We start from the raw sequence: 17,137 nt of genomic DNA, 5'->3' as shown, positions 1-17,137 counted from the left end.
AATTCAAATATTTTCCTCGCACCTTGTATTTGCTGCAAAATCGTTCTAAGTATTTCAAATCGATGTTGCCTGTTGAGCTTGTTTTGGCGTTTCGGCGCCTGACCGATCTTCCTCTCAATTTCGAAAACTACGGCGCCCGACATGATGCCGGGCGGCGAATTTCTATGTCAATTGAAAGGAAATTCTAATGGCTTCCGGAACAGTAAAGTTCTTCAATTCTACCAAAGGCTTCGGGTTTATCGCGCCGGACGACGGTTCGAACGATGTCTTCGTCCACGTGTCGGCAGTGGAACGCGCCGGTATGCGCGGTCTCGCCGAAGGACAGAAGCTGAATTTCGACGTCGTCGCCGATCGCAAGACCGGCAAAAGCTCTGCCGATAATCTGCAGGCGATCTGAGACAGGTCATTTCTGGCTGTTGACCACGGATGTACTGGCAACGGCCATCGAGATGACTTTTGGAGAAGGTCGGGTTCGCCCGGCCTTTTTTCATTTTTCACCAGCGCGTTTCCGTTTTCCACGGAAACGCGGAAATGCTCCAAATGTTTGTTTTCTTTCACCAGCGCGTTTCCGTTTCCCACGGAAACGCGGAAATGCCCGAAATGTTTGTTTTTACGCAACTCCGGACGGAAGCCGCTACACACTTTTTCTGGAATTGCTCCAGCGGAGACCGAGATGAACAAATCCATTCCCAACGATGTGTTCAAGCCGAAGCCGACCCGGACGGAGTCGAAGGACGACACCACGTCGAAAGCCGCAAAGGCGATCATCAACGACGAACTGGCTCAGCGCCTGGCCAAGACCGAAAGGCTGCGGCAGGCCCGGCTCGCCCAGGAAGCCGTGGCTGTCGTTGAGAGCAAGGCCGCAAAGCCAAAGGCGCGCGCCAGGAAAGCCGGCAAAGCGTAGGTCCGGCTCAAGGGCCAGCGCAACAGATCCATCCATCGCAGGCGCTGTGAAAGCTCCGAATGCCGGTTGGCGGCTTCGGACCTGGCAGCAACTGTCCAGGATCATGAGGACCGGCCATGGCGGCGCGGTCACCGCACACCTTTGACCAATCGCAAGAACGGGTTAAGCTCGCTTCGGGTCGCGGGGTTCCAAGAGTTCAACAGTCCGCATTTCAGGACGGCGCCATGATCATCGTCACATCGCTCCTGCTCGCATTGCTTGGTCTTCTGCTCGGTGTCGGCGGCATCTGGCTTGTCATGCTGGACGGCAGTCCCGCCTATCTCGCCATCGGCGTCGTCTTCCTCGTGGTGGCGTTGCTGCTGTACAGGCGCAGCCCGCTTGCGCTCTGGGTCTATGCGCTGCTGGTGATCGCCGCATTGGCCTGGGCGATCTGGGAAGTCGGCTTCGACTGGTGGCAGCTCGGACCGCGCGGCGGCCTCATCATCCTGATCGGGCTCTGGCTGCTCACGCCCTGGGTGCGCCGTCCGTTGCGCACGGCGGACGGCAGCCTGGCCAGCCCATGGCCGTTGGCCATCCCGGTGCTGGCGGCCATCGTGGTCGCGGGCTATTCGATGACCACCGATCCGCACGATGTCGCAGGCGAACTGCCGAAGGAGGGTGCCGCCGTTGCCTCGCTCGGCAATCTCGTGCCGCCCGGCGACTGGCATCAATATGGCCGCACGCAGTTCGGCCAGCGCTACTCGCCGCTTGACCAGATCAATGTAGCCAATGTCGCCAGCCTGAAGGAAGCCTGGCGTTATCAGACCGGCGACGTCAAGCTGCCCGACGATATCGGCGAGACCACCTACCAGGTCACGCCGCTGAAGGTCGGCGACACGCTTTATCTGTGCACGCCGCACAACCTCGCCATCGCGCTCGATGCCGAGAGCGGCAAGGAAAAGTGGAAGTTCGACGCCAAACCGGGCCTCAATCCGGACCGCCAGCACCAGACCTGCCGTGGTGTCACCTATTGGCTCGACACGCGCGTCGCCGCCGGCCAGCCCTGTGCCGCGCGTGTCTATCTGCCGACCTCCGACGCCAGGCTGATCGCGCTCGACGCGGCCAGCGGCAAGGTCTGCGAGAGCTTTGCCGACAAGGGTGCCCTGCATCTGGAAGCCGGCATGAAATACAATCCGGCCGGCTACTATTATTCGACCTCGCCGCCGGTCGCCGTCGACGACAAGCTGATCATCGGTGGTGCGGTCAACGACAACTATTCGACGCAGGAGCAGTCCGGCGTCATCCGTGCCTTCGACATCCGCACCGGCGCGCTGCTGTGGAACTGGGATTCCGGCAATCCCGACGACACCAGGCCGATCGCGGAAGGCGCCACCTACACCACCAACTCGCCGAACAGCTGGTCGGTGTTCAGCGTCGACGAGCGGCTGGGGCTGGTCTACATTCCGCTCGGCAACCAGGTGCCCGACCAGCTCGGCATGGGCCGCAGCGAAAATGTCGAGCGCTTCTCGTCCTCGATCGTCGCGCTCGACATCCTCACCGGTAAGCTGCGCTGGGTGCGCCAGACCGTGCATCACGACCTCTGGGACATGGATGTGCCGGCGCAGCCCGTGCTGTTCGACCTGACCAGGGCGGACGGCACCATCGTACCGGCGCTGGTCGGGCCGACCAAACAGGGCGACATCTACGTGCTCGACCGCCGCACCGGCGAGCCGATCATCCCGGTGCGCGAGATTCCGGCGCCGGGCGGCGCCATCCCGGAGGATTTCTCCGCGCCGACGCAGCCGATCTCCGACCTGACCTTCTCGCCGCCGCCGCTGCAGGAGAAGGACATGTGGGGCGTCTCGCTGTTCGACCAGATGATGTGCCGCATCAACTTCCATCGCCTGAACTACGAGGGCCGCTACACGCCGCCTTCGCTCAAGGGCACCATCGTCTATCCCGGCAATTTCGGCGTCTTCAACTGGGGCAGCGTCGCCGTCGATCCCGAACGGCAGATCATGTTCGGCATGCCGACCTATCTCGCCTTCACCTCGCGCCTGGTGCCCCGCGCCGATATCCCGCCGAAGGGCAGCAACGAGAAGGGCAGCGAGCAGGGGCTGAACCGCAACGAAGGCGCTCCCTACGGCGTCTATATGGGCCCCTTCCTCGGCCCGCTCGGCATTCCCTGCCAGGCGCCGCCCTGGGGCTATGTCGCCGGTGTCGACCTGAAGTCGGGCAAGATCGCCTACAAGCACAAGAACGGCACGGTCACCGACATGACGCCGCTGCCGCTGCCGTTCAAGCTTGGCGTTCCCGGCATTGGCGGGCCGATGCTGACGCGCGGCGGCGTGGCGTTCCTGGGCGCCGCGGTGGACGACTATCTGCGCGCCTATGATGTCACCACCGGCAGGCAGCTCTGGCAGGCAAGGCTGCCGGCCGGCGGCCAGGCCACGCCGATGACCTTCGCCACCGCCGGCGGCAAGCAGTATGTGGTGATGGTGGCCGGCGGCCACGGCTCGGTCGGCACCAAGCCGGGCGATTACGTCATCGCCTATACATTGCCGTAGAGCAGGTCGGTCGTGTCCGACAAGCCCGCGCCGCTTCGCCGGGGTGGGCCTTTTCGTTCGAGAGGGCTGCGGCGGAGACTCGACCAAGAAGCCAAAAATAAATGCGCGCAAGTCGACACAGTATTCTCTAAGTCATTGATAATGCTAGATTAGTTCTGTCTTCATACGTGACCACTTGTGTCCACTTGTGGACAGACGGCTTTTGCAAACCGGCGCATATTTCCATCATCGGCGATAGTTAACCAGGGCATCGCCGACTGTGAGCGCACTCATGCGCTTCCGCCCCAGCACGAAGGGAGGAGGCCATGGCGGTCCCTCACCATTTCGGTGGTATCGCGTATCCTGACGATCTGAAATTCCTCAAGGAAATCTATGATTCCGTTTGCCTCGAGCGCGGCTTTCATTCCGACAGTGCCGCGGCCGTCGACCTTGCTCGTGCGACGATGGATCTTTTCACGCAAGGGGTGACAGACGAAGCCGAGATCCGGGAGAGCCTCGACGCCTATCTCGGACGCAGATCGATAGCCGGCGAATTGTTGCGTGCAACGGGAGCGCCATCATGAGCGCGTTCACGCCGCTGACTTTTCGCACTGCCCGCGGCTACGAACTCAACATTGCAAGACTGAACGACGTGGTCAAAGCCATTTCGATGGCATGGCCGGACAAGGAGTGCGAGCTGTACCGCAATGCCGCCCATCTGGCGGAGAAAGCCAGGCTAGGCTGGTGTACACCGCGGTCTGCCTATGACGCCTTTATCGTGGCGGCACGTGCGCAGGGGTGCATCGTTGAGTGCCGGCCGTTGCGGGATCGTGTCGCCGAGCAACTGGCAGCGATCGAACCGGAGAATTTCAATCCCTTGCCGACACTGCATCAGACGCGGCCGGATAGTCCTGATGAAGAGCTCGCCAAGCGTCCGCCTGGATAAGATAGGCACGATATCGCCATGGCCTGCTCCTTCGCCCACGCCCATGTCAGCGTCGCGCGAAAAACCATCTGGCGACCCTGATGGCTGCAGGAAGCCCGGAAGCGGCTTTGGCTGACCTGCTGGTTTCCTCATCGATAGCCGCAGGGCCGAATGGTTCCAGGGCATCGCGATGTCTCAGGCTGTCCGGGGCCAGGGTTCCGGCAGATTCTGGCGTCGACACGTGGATACCCAGGTCTTCGTCGTCAACCTGCCGCATGGCCATCAGCCATTGCGCCTCATGCCGGTTCATAGGCCCACCTTCCGCGGACCAGATTTCGGCCGCGCGTTTGACGATGCGGGCATCTCGTGCGTTGCGCTCCTGCGTCATGCCAATCTCTCCCGCCCCTGGAGCGTTCCGGTCTCGTTCCGGGACGCCCCTGTGACCCCCTACACCAGCTCATAAAGTACGAAATAGGAAACGACGACGATGGATGCTGCAAATGTCAGCATTCCCAGCAGGTAGCTGTAGTGATTGATCGCTTTTGCATGCGTCGAATAGTTGGTCATGGAAATGTCCTCGCGTTGCGTCCGGTGAAGTCTCCGATGCTGAAAATGCCTTCCCTTACGTCGGCCTCTTCGAGTTCGGTTGCTCTATCTGAATGCATGTCGTCCTGCCGGGGTGGACGGATGTCGGTGGCTTGATGGCCGCGTGGGCTATCGCCGGCTTGGCCTAGGCAGGCCTCTTTCTTTGATGCTCGTTATGAAAAATCACGGCCACTCCCCGGGGGGAAGTCGTCTGCAGGATGGCCAGAATACGCGATACAGGCGGAAGACGGGATGTCCTCCCTTGTTGGGGCTAGGGCACGGTGGCCGCCCTCAATCGACAGCGCCCTTGAAACGGCCGCCGATGTCGCACCCTACGCCCTTGTGCTGGTGAAAGCGAGGCTAATCTTCACTGGGTGTATGCGCTGGCACTCGAGGTTTCGCGCGTCGACCGGAAGGGGGAAGCTACTGTTGCTGGTCTTTTCCAAGAAAGAAATCAGCCATCTCATTGTTTATATAGCTGAATAAAACATCAAAATGTTATTGATTATTTTTGGTTGCAAAAATTTTTAACGAAAAAAGCCAAAAAATAACACCTATTTTTGAAGAAAAAATGGGAGTAATTTTCCGGTTGTGCCTTGTTTAGAACTTAATCGCGGTGCATAGGTAAACCTCGTTGATTTGGCCAACTGGCTTCGCGGTGTCAGAGATCCGCCATTTACCACCAAATTATCTATAGCGAACGTTCATGCGCCGGACCGGCGCGACGTATCGCTTCATCTGAACGGAACGAGCGCTGACGCTGACCACGGATGTACTGGCAGTGCCAGTGGTCGCACCCGTTCGGATGATGCCGATCCCGGGCACGCATCAGCGTGCTCCTGCGGAGACCAACACCATGATCAACCGCAGCAGACAGACTGTCGTAGACTTCTCTTCGAACTTCCTGCTGCCTGGTTTCGATGCGCCGCAGCCAGCTCGACGCGCCGGATGTTTCAGATCAATCCCGCGGACCTCGATGCCGCGTTGGAAAAGGACCAAAGTAACTCATGACCGTAGCAAATAGTCTTCACCGCCTGGCTCGTCCGGCACGCCGGGAAACCCTTACGCATCTGTTCTCGGTCGGGCAGGCGGTCCGGCTGAAGGGCAACTTCGGTACATTTCCGAAAACCGAAGACATCTACCACGTCACCGGCACGCTTCCTCCGCAGGGTGGCTCGCCGCAATACCGCATCCGCAATGATGATGAGCGCTACGAGCGGGTAACCACGCAAGATCATCTCGAACCGGTGCGCATGGCGCCTGCTGAGGACGGCGCCACTCTCATCGAAAGGACATTCAGCCATGGCCAAAGGACAGCAACGCAGCAATCGCGAGATCAGAAAGCCGAAGCAGGACAAGCGCCTGCCCAAACCTGAAAGTCCGTTCGGCAAACCCGCTGCGGGCGGCAACGATGCCCTGCGCGACAAGGCAAGGCCGGACAGTTCGAAGCAAACCCCGGAACGGAGAGAGCATCGGCGATGAAAATCGTGATCGAGTTCTACCGCACCCGGGAGGTCGACGACGCGCATGCCGTCGTCGGCCGCGAGATCGCGGAAGCCGCCGATCTGGCTGAGGCCCAGGAGATTGCGTGGCATCTCTCGCAACGCCTGAGCATGCCCCAGCAGCCGGACGCCTTCTCGATCACCGATGGCGAGGGCAACACGCTCCATTCCGGTTCGCTGTGCGCCAGAGCAAGTCCAGCAAAAGTGCGCAGCGGTTTTGCGTTCGGAATTGCGTTAAAAACAAACAGGGCGCTTCCGCGCTTCCGCTGAGGCGAAACGCTCTGGCTAGAATTTCGAGGAACGTTATCACCATGAACGCCCGTATCAACGACACCGTACAGGAACGGCAATCGCTTGCGATTGGCGTCTGGGACAATGAAGGTGGGGCGCAACTGCCCGAAGGCGCGGACCGCCAATATGGCCGGCGTATCGAGGTCGATCAGACCTGGACCGTCTATCACGTGTTCACCGGCGTTCCGGCGCAGGCGGACGGCCAGACCATGACCGGGCTCAGCCGATCGAAAGCGACCGACGGCATGGTGTCGCTTAACCGTCGCAACGAAGCACGCCGCTTCGCCGGACAGAAGCCCTGAGTGTATGCGGTTGAGCGTCTTGATTAAACTTTGCGGACAGGTCGGCTCGCCGGCGCCGCACGTACCGACCCGGTAAGGAGTGTGGACATACCGGGCCGGCGCTCGCGCTCTGGTGGTCGGAGGGACTGACCACCAGTCTTGTTGAAACTGGCCAGCCCGGCTGCCGTTCCAAAAAGAAGCGCTGCCCGGAAAAGAACCTGGCAGCGCAGTTGGGAGCACTTCGATGAAGTCTTTGGAATAACGAGCCTGCTGCCAATCGGTTCAAAAAACGTCGCGCCGGCTGACGTCCGTCTTCAGCGTTTTTCCGCTTCTTCCTGGCCGTTCGGGTAGACCCCTGTCAGCACGTCGTCGAAATGCCGGGTGACGGCGGCATTGCACTCGCAGGCGATCGAGCGCAGCCGGCTCTTCTTGTGCACGACGACGTGGCCACGCTTCGTCTCGATGATGCCTTCGCCGCGCATATCGTGGAAGACGCGGGCGAGATAGCTGCGCCCGACCCCCAGCATGGCGGCAAGATGCTCCTGCGTCAGCGTCAGGTCGTGCCTCCCGGTCCGGTCCATGGCGGCGAGCAGCCATTTGGCGGTGCGTTGTTCGATCGTGTGCGCCGCGTTGCAGGCCACCGACTGGAAGATCTGCGCCAGCAGGCAGTCGGCGTAGCGTGTCAGCAGGTGCCGCAGGTTCGGTGACTGTGACTTCGCCTGCTCGAGGTCCTGCACGTCGATCCGCCAGAACGAGGCGCCGACCTGAACCACGGCCCGGGCATAGGCCGGCAGCCGTCCCTGGCTGACGATGCCACCGACGGCTCCTTCACGGCCGACCAGCACCGTCTCGATGCCGCGGCCGTCGCGCAGGACGACGAGATACGAGATCAGGCTCGGGCCGCGCGGAAAATAGGCATGCCGAACCGTGTCGCCCGGCTCGTGGATCAGCGCCCCCGATTGTGCCGACCAGTCTTCCAGATGCGGTTGCAGGATGGCCCAGTCATCCGGCCTCAACGCGCGCAGCAGGTTGTTGTCCACTGTGTCGAACGATCCGTGCATGGCAACCGCGTCCTTTCTGCGACGAAAACAAAAACCTGGAGCGTTTCCGCGTTTCCGTGAAAAACGCAAACGCTCCAGGGCCCCGTTCCATAGCCAACGCAGAAGGCGGGGAAATGTTCATCGGCATTCGGAGCGCCGTTTCGTTCTTTGGGCTGGCTGATCTGACTGCACCCGGCCGGAGGCAGTCAAGCAGAACGGGAAGGCCGGCCCCGAAGGCGATATTCGGGAGTGTTGCGACATCGGCAAGGATCGTGTCAGACAAGATGCGGGCAGCCTGTCCGGCCGTCCGCTTCGAGCTTTCGCGGCAGAATATAACCGGGTATCCTTGATGCGGGTTTTATTCTGTCGCGCGTGATTCGACTTCGTGGAACCTTTTTCCGAGTTGCGCGTTGTCGATGATCTTTTTGGCGTTGTTGCGTATTTCAGTTTCGCAGATGACAGGCAGCTGGGCTGCCAGGGTGGTCAGCGATGTGGAAGCCACGCCAGGCCCGGGAAGGGCTTCATTTCAATACCGCGGATCATGTCCCCGGCCGCAATATCGCGGTGACGGTGCTCGCGCTGGTCTGTTCGTCTCTCCTCTGCGGCCCGGCTCGCGCGCACGACGCGCCTGTCGGCTGGAGCTACGACGTCGAATGCTGTTCGGGGCTCGACTGTTACCAGGCTCCGGCCTCCGACGTGAAGGAAACCCGGGACGGCTATCTGCTCTCGACCGGAGAACTCATCCCGTACAGCGATCGCCGCATCCGGCCTTCGCGTGACGAGTTCTTCCATGAGTGCAAGCCGGGCGGCCAGACCGCGTCGCCACGCTCGCTCTGCCTCTATGTGCCGAACCGGGGTTTGTAGGGCGCCTTATCCGGAAACCTCTGCCCTCGGCCGGCGAAAGATCACGCCGCCGGCCTGGCGGGTCAACGCCAGTGCCAGTTCCGCCAGGCCGAATCCGAGGATGGCGGCGAGGAACCATGGCAGGCCGGCATGGACGATCAGCCATGCGCCCAGTGTCGGGAAGCCGAAGATGCCGACGAAATAGGCGATGACGAACCAGGTCAGCGCGGCGTTCCGGTGCTCTGCCGGTGCATCGTTGACGGCCTGCGTCTGGATCAGCGAATAGACCAGTCCGTATCCCAGCCCGAGCAGGATCGCGCTGGCGACCTGGACGCCAACGCCCAGTCGAAGCCAGAAGGCGACCGCGACGGCCGCGCACATCAGGATCAGCAGCACGACGGAGGCCTTGTTGCCATCGGCGCGGTTGAGGAGCGGCGCCAGCGTGAAGCGGGCGGCCACGACCGTGATGGCGTTGACCGCGAAATAGGTGCTGGCCTGCAGCCCCGTTCCTTCGACCAGCGATGTCTGGAAGGTCAGCATGCCACTGAACACGCAGGCGCCGAGGCCAACCATGATGATCGGGTAGAGCGCCTTTGTCCGTGCGATCGACGGCAGTGCCGCCACCCAGTTTCCTCGGGCCGCGACGGCGGCCGCCTGCCGGTCGTAAGGCGCGATCCTCTCGAAGGTCACCAGCAGCAGCGCGGCCACTGCCGTCGACGCGGCGACGACCTCGAAGGCCTGCGCCGTCGTCAGCCCGAGATGGTCGATCAGTGCTGTGGCGACGATGGGACTGAAGCCGATACCGCCCTCTGGAACGCGCCGTAGCGGGTGAACCAGAAGCCGCGGTCGCTGTCGGTAACGCGGACGGAAAGCGACATCGGTCCGGCCAGGTAGAACGTTCCCCAGCCGAGGCCGATGAAGAACCCGGCCACGACGATCGTGGGAGCGACGGCCGGGATCCATGCGAGGCTCAGATAGCCGGCGGCGACCAGCGCCGCGCCGAGTGCCGCCATGCGTGCTGCGCCAACCCGGTTGGCGAACCAGCCGACCAGCGGCACCCCGACCAGCGTGCCGACCATGGCGCCGCTCAGCGTCGTGCCGGTGTCGATCTCGCTGCCGCCGAGCGCCTGGAAATGCATCGTCAGCAGGAATGTCGCGCCGTAGCCGACCGCCGTGAGAAGCGTCGCGATGAAGAGCAGATAAGCGTGATAGGATCGCATGCTGGCCAGAACCTCATAAAAGCGGTCCTATCATTTGCCGGTATTTTGCAGGTTTCACAGGTCCACTTGGTGAGGGCAGGCTAGACCGCTCTTAGGGAAGGCGAGGCGCTGTTATCTCCCCCCTTGTGGGGAGAAAGGATTTTCACGATCTGGCATTTAGCTGTGCCGCCCTGCGGGCGTACCCGCTAAGATGCTGAAATCGTTATCTCTCCCGCAAAGGGAGAGAGAGGCGCCCCGATCCCGCTCAAACCGCCGTCAAAACACCCTTCTCCAGAAACGTCTGCAGCGTCGCCACGTTGAGGTCGTAGTCCTGCAGGCGCTCCGGCTCGACCCAGGCATGGTCGACGAATTCGTCGTTGAGGGTGACGTCGCGATTGCCGGCCTCGCAGTCGAAGATCAGGTAGATCATGTGCAGCTGTTCGGTCGAGCCGTCGGCATAGGTCTTCGTCCTGATGTCGTCGCGGAAGCTCCACGGCTTGATCGCAGCGATGTGCAGCCGCTCGCCGAGCTCCTCGCGGATTTCGCGGCGCAGGCCTTCCTCCAGGCGTTCGCCGGGCTCCAGGCCACCGCCCGAAAGCGCCCATTGCCCGGGAAACACGCCGCGGTCGGCCGGCATCTTGCACAGCAGGAAGGCGCCCTGGTTCTGGATAAGTGGGCACACGATGATACGCTGGCGCAATTGCCTCTCCGCTGGCTGTCCTGGTCACTAGAGCAATTCCAGCAAAAGTGCGTAGCGGTTTTGCGTCCGGAAATTGCGTCAAACAAGAAGATAGAGCATTGCAGGCGATTCTATTTTCGCCGGAAATGCTCTAGGACAGCTGCGCCATGCCAGCCCTGTTGTCGATCCCGGCAAGGCCGGGTTTTTGATGGGCCATGGCGTCGGAAGCAAAGCGCTTCCGACAGCCCTTTTGGAGCGAGCGCCGGATCCGGCCTCGCCCCGGCGATCACGCCACTGCCCGGATCGCCTCGATCCTGTCCAGCCCACCCACGGTGCCGGCGAAGCTTTCCCAGACGCCTTTGGCGCCCTTTTCCCATGCGGCGCGGTCCTGTGGCTGCGCGACATGGCCGCCTTTCTCGGCGGCCTTCGCCACCGACACCGCCTCGTCCTCGACGATGAGCTGGTTGAAATAGGCGGCACCCTCGCTGGCGGCGGCCTGGAACACCGCTTTCTGTTCGTCGTTGAGGCCGTTCCAGAAACCGGTCGAGAAATAGACGACGCCCGAGGCCCAGATATGGCCGGTCTCGGTCAGGTAAGGCACCACCTCATAGAGCTTGAAGCCGGCATAGGCGGATTTGGTCAGGTCCATGGCGTCGGCGACGCCGGTGGCCAGCGCATTGTACGTCTCGGTGATCGGAATGCCGATCGGCGTCGCACCGAAGGCGCTCCACAGCCTGGTGTGCAGCGGGCTCTGGATGACGCGGATGCGCTTGCCCTGCAACTGTTCCGGCCGCACGATTTCTTCCTTGGCGAGCAGGTGGCGGGCGCCGTAATTGATGTAGTCGAGCGCGACGAAATCCTGCGCCAGCAGCTTCTGCTTCAGCTCCTTGCCGACGTCGCCGTCGACGACCTTGCGCACATGGGCGGCATCGCGGAACAGGAAGGGCAGGTCGAGGATCTGCAGCTCCGGCACCCAGCTGGTCAGCCACGACACCGTCGACTGGCTGGCCTGGATGGAACCGAGCCGTATGCCCTCGGCGACTTCCTTCTCGCCGCCCAGCGCGCCGTCCTTGACGATGTTGAAATGGAACTGTCCCGGCAGCTTCGCTTCGACGATGTCGCGGATCTTGAACCAGATCTTCGTCTCCGGCTTGTCGTCGCCGAACAGCGAGGCGACCGTCAGCCTCGTCGCCGCCTGGGCGCGGCCGATGATGGCGGGTGCCAGCAGCGCACCGCCGGCAACGGCCCCTGCTGTCCGGATGAAACTGCGTCGGCTGATCAAATTACTCATGATAGGGATCCGTTGCTTGAGAATGGCTCAGAAGAGGAGGGCCCAGGCGCTGAGGATCGCCAGGGACACCAGAAGCGCCGCGAGATAAGGCAGGATGGCGCGGAACAATGTCGGCGCCGGAATGCGGGTCACGCCGGAGACGACATAGACCAGCATGCCGACCGGCGGCGTCAGCCCGCCGATCATCAGGTTGACGACCAGGATGACGCCGAAATGGATCGGGTCGATGCCGGCGGCCACCGCGATCGGCAGGAAGATCGGTGAGAACAGCAGGATGGCCGCGCCGATGTCGAGCACCAGCCCGACCACCAGCAGGATCAAGTTGATGGAGACCAGCACGCCGAGCGCGCCCGCGCCGAGGCTGGTCGCGATGCTGGAGACCAGTCCCGAAATGTCGTCGACGGCGAGCAGGAAGGCGAAGGGCGCGGCGCTGCCGATCAGCAGGCCGATCGCCGATGCCTCGACCGCGGCCTGCCGCGTGGCCTCGTAAAGCGAAGCGGCACGCAGGCGGGCGAAGATGCCGAGCAGCAGTGCATAGATCGCGGCGAGCGCGGCCGCCTCCGTGGTGGTGACGACGCCGAAGCGGATGCCGACCACCACCAGCACGCCGAGGCCGAAAGCCGGGATGGCACCGATGGCCGAGCGCCAGCGTTCCGTTGTGTCGGCGCGCGGCTGCGCCGTGTTTTCGCGCACGGTGAGGTGGATGGCCACGGCCAGGCAGACGGCCATGACGCCGCCGGCGAAGAAGCCGCCGACCAGCAATGCGCCGACCGAAAGGTTGGTTGCCGCCGCCAGGATCAGGAAGGCGATCGAGGGCGGGATGACATTGTCGAGCACCGAGGTCGCGGCAATGATGGCACCGGCCTGCGCCGGCGGATAGCCGCGCTTGACCAGTTCCGGCTGGAAGGTGGCGGCGCCGAAGGCGGCATTGGCCACCGACGAGCCCGAGGCGCCGGAAAACAGCACACTGGTCAGGAGCGCGGTCTGGCCGAGGCCTGCGCGGCGGTGCCCGACAAGTGCTGCCGCGAAACGCACGATCTGCCCGGCAACGCCGGAGATGGTCAGGAAGCCGCCGGCCAGCAGGAAGAACGGGATCGCCAGCAGCAGGAACTTCGACAGGCCGGTGACGGTGGATGAGACGATCGCCGCTTCCGGCAGGCTCGAGCCGAACAGGATGGCGATGTAGGACGCGGCCAGGAAGGCGTGCGGCAAGGGCGCGGCAACGATCAGGCCGATGGCTGCGATGATGCCGAGCACAAGGCTGGGCGGCCACGAGACATCGAAGGAAAGCCGTGTCGCGGCGAGATAAAGTGTTGCGCCGATAATGGCGGAAAGGAGGAACCGGACGCTGCGTCCTTCGGCGATGCGGCTGAGCGCCAGCGCCAGCAGCACCAGCGCGCCGCCCGCGCCGAGGAAACCGAAGCGGATCCATTCCGGCAGGCCGAGCGACGGCGAGATGCCCCCCAGTTTGGCCACGATCGTCGCGCCGCCGAACAACAGCACCAGGCCGGTAAGCACCGAGAAGACGTCGGCGGCGACTTCCGCCACTGTCTGGCCGGCGGCCGGCAACCGCCGCACGAAGATATCCAGCCGCATCGCCAATGCGCTGTTGATGGCCAGCGGTGCGCCAGCGGCGATCAGCGCCACATGCAGCCAGATGCCGGCATCTTCCGCGCCGAGCAGGCCGGTGGAGAAAACGTAGCGCAGCAGCACCGTGGCCAGCACCACCACCAGAAGCACCGCCAGCAGCAGCGCGCAGATTGCGCCGAGCCCGTTTTCCAGCCAGCGCAGCAGCCGTGCAGCGTGGCGGGCAGCGCCGGAAACAGGAGCGGGTGCTGTGATGTCCAACGCGCTCATGGGGTCAGCCCGCAGATGCTTTGGAAAGGTCGCGGTCGAACAGGGTCGACCAGGTGAAGTTCCTGGCCTGGGAGACTTCGCGCTTGACGTCTAGGCGCAGCAGCACGCTCTCGCCGAAACGGTAGGCTTCCTCCAGCAACGGCATGCCCGACAGGATGAAGGTGTCGACGCCGGCTGCCTTGTAGGCTTCGAGCGTGCGGATCACCGTGTCGGGCGAGCCGACGATCGCCGTCCCCGGTCCCGGCCGCACCAGGCCGATGCCGGCCCACAGGTTCGGCGCGACTTCGAGCTCGCGCAGGTCGTCCGGCTTGACGCCGCCATGCATGGCGCTCATGCGCCGCTGCCCGACCGAGTCCGAATTCGAGACGAAGCGCTGGTTGGCGGCGATCGCCTTCTCGTCCATGCGGGCATAGAGGTCGCTGGCCGCTTCCCACGCCTTGCTGTCGGTCTCGCGCACGATGACATAGAGGCGGATGCCGTAGTCCAGCGTGCGCCCATGCTGCGCCGCCTTGGCCTTGACAGCATCGACCTTGGCCTTGATCTGCTCCGGCGTTTCGCCCCAGGACAGATAGGTGTCGACATGCTTGGCCGAGACGTCGAGCGCCTTGTCCGAGGAGCCGCCGAACCACAGCGGCGGCGGCGCGATGCTTTCACCCACCGGCAGCGCCAGCTTGGCGCCGACCGTGTTGAAATACTTGCCCTGGAAGTCGACCGTCTCGCCCTTGAACAGCCTGTGCCAGATGGTGAGATATTCGTCCGCCATGTCGTAGCGCTCGTCATGCGGCATGGTCATGCCGTAGGCGCCGAGCATCTTGGCGTCGCCCGACACGATGTTGACGAGCAGGCGGCCCTTGGAGAATTCCTGGAAGGTTGCCGCCATCTTGGCCAGCAGCGTCGGTGCGATCAGGCCGGGATGGATGGCGACGAGGAATTTCAGCCGCTCCGTATAGGGCAGCAGCGCGCCGGCCAGCACCCAAACGTCATGCGCGCCGGTGGCGAACAGCGCACCGGTATAGCCGAGATGGTCATAGGCCTGGGCGAGCTGGCGGTAATAGCCGTAGTCGACCTGGCGTGAGCCTTCCGGCTGCCAGGGATAAGCGCCGTCCGGCGCGCACATGTACCAGAGCACGTTCATGCCGGGACCCTTTCGTTGTTGGGAAGAGAGCCGAGTTGCACCGGCTGGTCGAGATAGCCGTGGCGGTAGAGCGTATCGGCCTCGTCCTGTTGTTCCTGGACGATCGCGGCGTCCGCTGCCACGACCGAGAAATCGCGTGAGCGGATCACCCGTTCCCACGCCGCCGCATCGCCGTCGCCGATGCGCGCTGCGGCCAGAAGCGCTGCGGCCCGCGCCGGGTCGGCCTGTACCTCGCGCCCGACGCGGGCAAGTTCGGCCAGGATCTCGGCCCTGGCGTCGTTGGCGTTCCTGCGCCCGGCCAGCGTCCAGAACACCGAGCGGTTGGGAATGGTGTCGCCGCAGCGGGCGATCAGGCGGATGTCATCGCGCTCCAGCGCCTTTTCGAGGCGCGGTGCCATGGCGATCCAGGCGTCGACACGGTTGCCGAGCAGCGCATCGAGCGAGTCTTCCGGCTTCAGCTCGACCGTTTCGATGTCCGGCAGGCGCAGCCCTTCGCCTTCGATGGCGCGCGCCAGCAGATAGGTGTGGAAGGAGCCGTCGATCAGCGTGACGCGCTTGCCCTTGAGGTCGCCGACGCTGCGCACTGCGCTGTCCTTGCGCACGAAGATGCCGCCATTGGCCGGGCGCGGCGCCGACGCGGCGAGATAGGAGACCCGCAGCGAATTGGCTTCCGACACGATCGGCGGCGTCGAGCCGGTGCCGCCGAAATCGATGCGCCCTTCATGCAACAGCCGGCCGGTGTCGCGGCCTTCCGGATAGAGAACGAATTGCGGGTCGAGCGATGCGAACGCGCCGGGCCAGGAGCGGGCCAGCATCAGGTGCAGGTTGGAGGGGTGAACGCCTATCTTCATAATTTCTATCGTATTTATGGATTGCCATATCAATTTACTTTTTTATGAAGTGAATCCGAGCGCGCTCATGCCAATTGCATCGGGCGGAAGGGATTTTTATCGCGCCGATCCGGCCCGCAACGGCATTTCCTTTGCGGGCTCTCAAACGGCATGACGCCGTGCTTGTCGGCGAGGCAGCATCACTATACTTTTTTATGAAGCGTCAAATCAGGATCCCGGGTTTTCACCCATGGCCAAGCCGATATCCCCGAAACTCTGTCCCAGCGTCGGCGAGGCCAGCGAGTTGCTGAAGCATCTCGCCAATCCCAACCGGCTGGCGATCCTGTGCTTCCTGATGGAACAGGAAAGCTCGGTCAGCACGCTGGAAGAAGAGCTCGGCATCCGCCAGCCGACGCTGTCGCAGCAGCTCGGCGAGTTGCGGGAAGCAGGCCTGATCGAAGGCCGGCGCGACGGCAAGTCGATCCTTTACCAGGTGACCGACATCCGCGTCGCCCGTCTGGTCGGCATGCTGCGCGACCTGTTTGCCGGGCTGGACGACGTCACCAGCCGGCGCGCCATGAATTCCGGCCTCGCGGTCGAAGAAATGATGTTCGACTGATGATCGACCTCTACACCTGGATCACCCCCAACGGCCTGAAGATCTCGATCCTGCTCGAGGAGCTCGGCCTGCCTTACCGCGCGCATGCCGTCGACATCACGCGCGGCGAGCAGGACGCGCCGGCCTTCCGCGCCGTCAGCCCGTCGGCCAAGATCCCCGCCATCGTGCTGGAGGACGGCAGCACGCTGATGGAGTCCGGCGCGATCATGATCCACCTTGCCGAGCGCGCCGGCCGTCTGCTGCCTGACGAGCCTGCCGCCCGGCTCAATGTGCTGGAATGGCTGTTCTGGCAGGTCGGCAATTTCGGCCCGACGCTCGGCCACGCCCACAACTTCCTCACCTACAAACCCGGCAGGGCGCCTTATGCCGAGGACATCTTCCGCACCGAGACGCGCCGTCTCTACGACACTCTGGAAGCCAGGCTGGAGGGCCGCCAATACGTCGCCGGCGACTATTCGATCGCCGACATCGCCATCTGGCCCTGGGTGTCACGCTTCGTGCGCCACAAGGTCGACCTCGCCGATTTCCCCAGCATCCGTCGCTGGTATCTCGAACTCGCCGCCCGGCCGGCGGTGATCCGCGGCTATGCAGTGCCGCACGACACCGGGGCGATCCCGCTGCCGTGATCGCA

At 63.2% G+C, this 17,137-nt stretch carries 19 protein-coding genes and 1 pseudogene; 12 read left to right on the top strand and 8 right to left on the bottom strand.

Going from position 1 to position 17,137, the window contains the following annotated elements:
* The first annotated feature begins 187 nt into the window (after positions 1–187).
* From C1M53_RS07500 to C1M53_RS07480, 5 genes are all read left to right on the top strand, one after another.
* Entirely contained in the window at positions 188–397 is a 210-nt protein-coding gene (locus tag C1M53_RS07500) for a cold-shock protein (RefSeq protein WP_129411668.1), read from the top strand.
* Between the two features lie 276 nt (positions 398–673).
* Positions 674–904 carry a hypothetical protein gene (locus C1M53_RS07495; RefSeq protein WP_129411667.1) on the top strand — a complete coding sequence of 77 codons (231 nt, stop codon included), beginning with the start codon at positions 674–676 and terminating at the stop codon, positions 902–904.
* A gap of 224 nt (positions 905–1,128) precedes the next feature.
* On the top strand, positions 1,129–3,450 hold the full coding sequence (locus C1M53_RS07490; RefSeq protein WP_129411666.1) for a glucose/quinate/shikimate family membrane-bound PQQ-dependent dehydrogenase: 2,322 nt from the start codon (positions 1,129–1,131) through the stop codon (positions 3,448–3,450).
* 305 nt (positions 3,451–3,755) lie between these two features.
* Positions 3,756–4,013 (top strand): hypothetical protein, encoded by a 258-nt coding sequence (locus tag C1M53_RS07485; protein WP_129411665.1) that lies wholly within the window; start codon positions 3,756–3,758, stop codon positions 4,011–4,013.
* The gene (locus C1M53_RS07480; RefSeq protein WP_129411664.1) at positions 4,010–4,375 is read left to right on the top strand and encodes a DUF982 domain-containing protein; all 366 of its coding nucleotides are present in this window, start codon (positions 4,010–4,012) and stop codon (positions 4,373–4,375) included. The genes C1M53_RS07485 and C1M53_RS07480 overlap by 4 nt, the downstream gene beginning before the upstream one ends.
* A 46-nt stretch (positions 4,376–4,421) precedes the next feature.
* On the opposite strand, the gene C1M53_RS07475 is transcribed toward C1M53_RS07480, so the two are convergent.
* On the bottom strand, positions 4,422–4,742 hold the full coding sequence (locus tag C1M53_RS07475) for a DUF2934 domain-containing protein (RefSeq protein ID WP_129411663.1): 321 nt from the start codon (positions 4,740–4,742) through the stop codon (positions 4,422–4,424).
* A gap of 1,204 nt (positions 4,743–5,946) precedes the next feature.
* Here C1M53_RS07475 and C1M53_RS07470 point away from each other — a divergent pair.
* From C1M53_RS07470 to C1M53_RS07455, 4 genes are read left to right on the top strand one after another with little or no spacing between them, the layout of a single operon-like run.
* Positions 5,947–6,315 (top strand): hypothetical protein, encoded by a 369-nt coding sequence (locus tag C1M53_RS07470; protein WP_165358082.1) that lies wholly within the window; start codon positions 5,947–5,949, stop codon positions 6,313–6,315.
* Positions 6,242–6,421 carry a hypothetical protein gene (locus tag C1M53_RS32045; protein ID WP_129411662.1) on the top strand — a complete coding sequence of 60 codons (180 nt, stop codon included), beginning with the start codon at positions 6,242–6,244 and terminating at the stop codon, positions 6,419–6,421. Before C1M53_RS07470 ends, C1M53_RS32045 begins: the two co-directional genes overlap by 74 nt.
* Entirely contained in the window at positions 6,418–6,711 is a 294-nt protein-coding gene (locus C1M53_RS07460; RefSeq protein ID WP_245488477.1) for a hypothetical protein, read from the top strand. Before C1M53_RS32045 ends, C1M53_RS07460 begins: the two co-directional genes overlap by 4 nt.
* 41 nt (positions 6,712–6,752) lie before the next feature.
* A complete protein-coding gene (locus C1M53_RS07455; RefSeq protein WP_129411661.1) occupies positions 6,753–7,034 on the top strand; it encodes a hypothetical protein in 282 nt (93 codons plus the stop codon).
* 293 nt (positions 7,035–7,327) lie between these two features.
* Here C1M53_RS07455 and C1M53_RS07450 read toward each other — a convergent pair whose 3' ends face one another.
* Positions 7,328–8,074, bottom strand: a complete 747-nt coding sequence (locus tag C1M53_RS07450; protein ID WP_129411660.1) for a Crp/Fnr family transcriptional regulator — start codon at positions 8,072–8,074, stop codon at positions 7,328–7,330.
* A 468-nt stretch (positions 8,075–8,542) separates the two neighbouring features.
* Between C1M53_RS07450 and C1M53_RS07445 the strand changes: the two genes are divergently transcribed.
* Positions 8,543–8,917: a hypothetical protein gene (locus tag C1M53_RS07445; protein WP_129411659.1), complete on the top strand. Its 375-nt coding sequence runs from the start codon at positions 8,543–8,545 to the stop codon at positions 8,915–8,917.
* A gap of 6 nt (positions 8,918–8,923) precedes the next feature.
* Here the strand turns inward: C1M53_RS07445 and C1M53_RS32440 are convergent.
* The 6 genes and pseudogenes from C1M53_RS32440 to C1M53_RS07410 all read right to left on the bottom strand — a co-directional run bounded on the left by C1M53_RS32440 (position 8,924) and on the right by C1M53_RS07410 (position 15,908).
* Positions 8,924–10,116: pseudogene (locus tag C1M53_RS32440) on the bottom strand (MFS transporter).
* A 244-nt stretch (positions 10,117–10,360) separates the two neighbouring features.
* A complete protein-coding gene (nudI, locus tag C1M53_RS07430; RefSeq protein ID WP_129411656.1) occupies positions 10,361–10,795 on the bottom strand; it encodes a nucleoside triphosphatase NudI in 435 nt (144 codons plus the stop codon).
* 265 nt (positions 10,796–11,060) lie between these two features.
* Positions 11,061–12,065, bottom strand: a complete 1,005-nt coding sequence (locus C1M53_RS07425; RefSeq protein WP_129411655.1) for a TRAP transporter substrate-binding protein — start codon at positions 12,063–12,065, stop codon at positions 11,061–11,063.
* A gap of 27 nt (positions 12,066–12,092) precedes the next feature.
* Positions 12,093–13,922, bottom strand: a complete 1,830-nt coding sequence (locus tag C1M53_RS07420) for a TRAP transporter large permease subunit (protein ID WP_129411654.1) — start codon at positions 13,920–13,922, stop codon at positions 12,093–12,095.
* A gap of 4 nt (positions 13,923–13,926) precedes the next feature.
* The gene (locus C1M53_RS07415; RefSeq protein ID WP_129411653.1) at positions 13,927–15,057 is read right to left on the bottom strand and encodes an LLM class flavin-dependent oxidoreductase; all 1,131 of its coding nucleotides are present in this window, start codon (positions 15,055–15,057) and stop codon (positions 13,927–13,929) included.
* Positions 15,054–15,908: an ABC transporter substrate-binding protein gene (locus tag C1M53_RS07410; protein WP_129411652.1), complete on the bottom strand. Its 855-nt coding sequence runs from the start codon at positions 15,906–15,908 to the stop codon at positions 15,054–15,056. The genes C1M53_RS07415 and C1M53_RS07410 overlap by 4 nt, the downstream gene beginning before the upstream one ends.
* Positions 15,909–16,137: 229 nt before the next feature.
* On the opposite strand from C1M53_RS07410, the gene C1M53_RS07405 reads away from it, so the two are divergent.
* Both C1M53_RS07405 and C1M53_RS07400 read left to right on the top strand, forming a co-directional pair.
* Positions 16,138–16,506, top strand: a complete 369-nt coding sequence (locus C1M53_RS07405; protein WP_129411651.1) for a metalloregulator ArsR/SmtB family transcription factor — start codon at positions 16,138–16,140, stop codon at positions 16,504–16,506.
* A complete protein-coding gene (locus C1M53_RS07400; RefSeq protein ID WP_129411650.1) occupies positions 16,506–17,132 on the top strand; it encodes a glutathione S-transferase N-terminal domain-containing protein in 627 nt (208 codons plus the stop codon). The genes C1M53_RS07405 and C1M53_RS07400 overlap by 1 nt, the downstream gene beginning before the upstream one ends.
* Positions 17,133–17,137: the final 5 nt, after the last annotated feature.

Source organism: Mesorhizobium sp. Pch-S, assembly GCF_004136315.1.
Taxonomy (GTDB): domain Bacteria; phylum Pseudomonadota; class Alphaproteobacteria; order Rhizobiales; family Rhizobiaceae; genus Mesorhizobium.
This window is presented reverse-complemented; position numbering and strand designations above follow the sequence as displayed.

What these genes read in the sequence shown, in the direction of transcription:
- C1M53_RS32045 (WP_129411662.1), top strand. Translation starts at nt 6,242, where the DNA reads ATGGCCAAAGGACAGCAACGCAGCAATCGCGAGATCAGAAAGCCGAAG.
- C1M53_RS07470 (WP_165358082.1), top strand. Translation starts at nt 5,947, where the DNA reads ATGACCGTAGCAAATAGTCTTCACCGCCTGGCTCGTCCGGCACGCCGG.
- C1M53_RS07420 (WP_129411654.1), bottom strand. Translation starts at nt 13,922, where the DNA reads ATGAGCGCGTTGGACATCACAGCACCCGCTCCTGTTTCCGGCGCTGCC.
- C1M53_RS07485 (WP_129411665.1), top strand. Translation starts at nt 3,756, where the DNA reads ATGGCGGTCCCTCACCATTTCGGTGGTATCGCGTATCCTGACGATCTG.
- C1M53_RS07450 (WP_129411660.1), bottom strand. Translation starts at nt 8,074, where the DNA reads ATGCACGGATCGTTCGACACAGTGGACAACAACCTGCTGCGCGCGTTG.
- C1M53_RS07490 (WP_129411666.1), top strand. Translation starts at nt 1,129, where the DNA reads ATGATCATCGTCACATCGCTCCTGCTCGCATTGCTTGGTCTTCTGCTC.
- C1M53_RS07400 (WP_129411650.1), top strand. Translation starts at nt 16,506, where the DNA reads ATGATCGACCTCTACACCTGGATCACCCCCAACGGCCTGAAGATCTCG.
- C1M53_RS07455 (WP_129411661.1), top strand. Translation starts at nt 6,753, where the DNA reads ATGAACGCCCGTATCAACGACACCGTACAGGAACGGCAATCGCTTGCG.
- C1M53_RS07495 (WP_129411667.1), top strand. Translation starts at nt 674, where the DNA reads ATGAACAAATCCATTCCCAACGATGTGTTCAAGCCGAAGCCGACCCGG.
- C1M53_RS07500 (WP_129411668.1), top strand. Translation starts at nt 188, where the DNA reads ATGGCTTCCGGAACAGTAAAGTTCTTCAATTCTACCAAAGGCTTCGGG.
- C1M53_RS07405 (WP_129411651.1), top strand. Translation starts at nt 16,138, where the DNA reads ATGGCCAAGCCGATATCCCCGAAACTCTGTCCCAGCGTCGGCGAGGCC.
- C1M53_RS07460 (WP_245488477.1), top strand. Translation starts at nt 6,418, where the DNA reads ATGAAAATCGTGATCGAGTTCTACCGCACCCGGGAGGTCGACGACGCG.
- C1M53_RS07415 (WP_129411653.1), bottom strand. Translation starts at nt 15,057, where the DNA reads ATGAACGTGCTCTGGTACATGTGCGCGCCGGACGGCGCTTATCCCTGG.
- C1M53_RS07410 (WP_129411652.1), bottom strand. Translation starts at nt 15,908, where the DNA reads ATGAAGATAGGCGTTCACCCCTCCAACCTGCACCTGATGCTGGCCCGC.
- C1M53_RS07475 (WP_129411663.1), bottom strand. Translation starts at nt 4,742, where the DNA reads ATGACGCAGGAGCGCAACGCACGAGATGCCCGCATCGTCAAACGCGCG.
- C1M53_RS07425 (WP_129411655.1), bottom strand. Translation starts at nt 12,065, where the DNA reads ATGAGTAATTTGATCAGCCGACGCAGTTTCATCCGGACAGCAGGGGCC.
- C1M53_RS07480 (WP_129411664.1), top strand. Translation starts at nt 4,010, where the DNA reads ATGAGCGCGTTCACGCCGCTGACTTTTCGCACTGCCCGCGGCTACGAA.
- C1M53_RS07445 (WP_129411659.1), top strand. Translation starts at nt 8,543, where the DNA reads ATGTGGAAGCCACGCCAGGCCCGGGAAGGGCTTCATTTCAATACCGCG.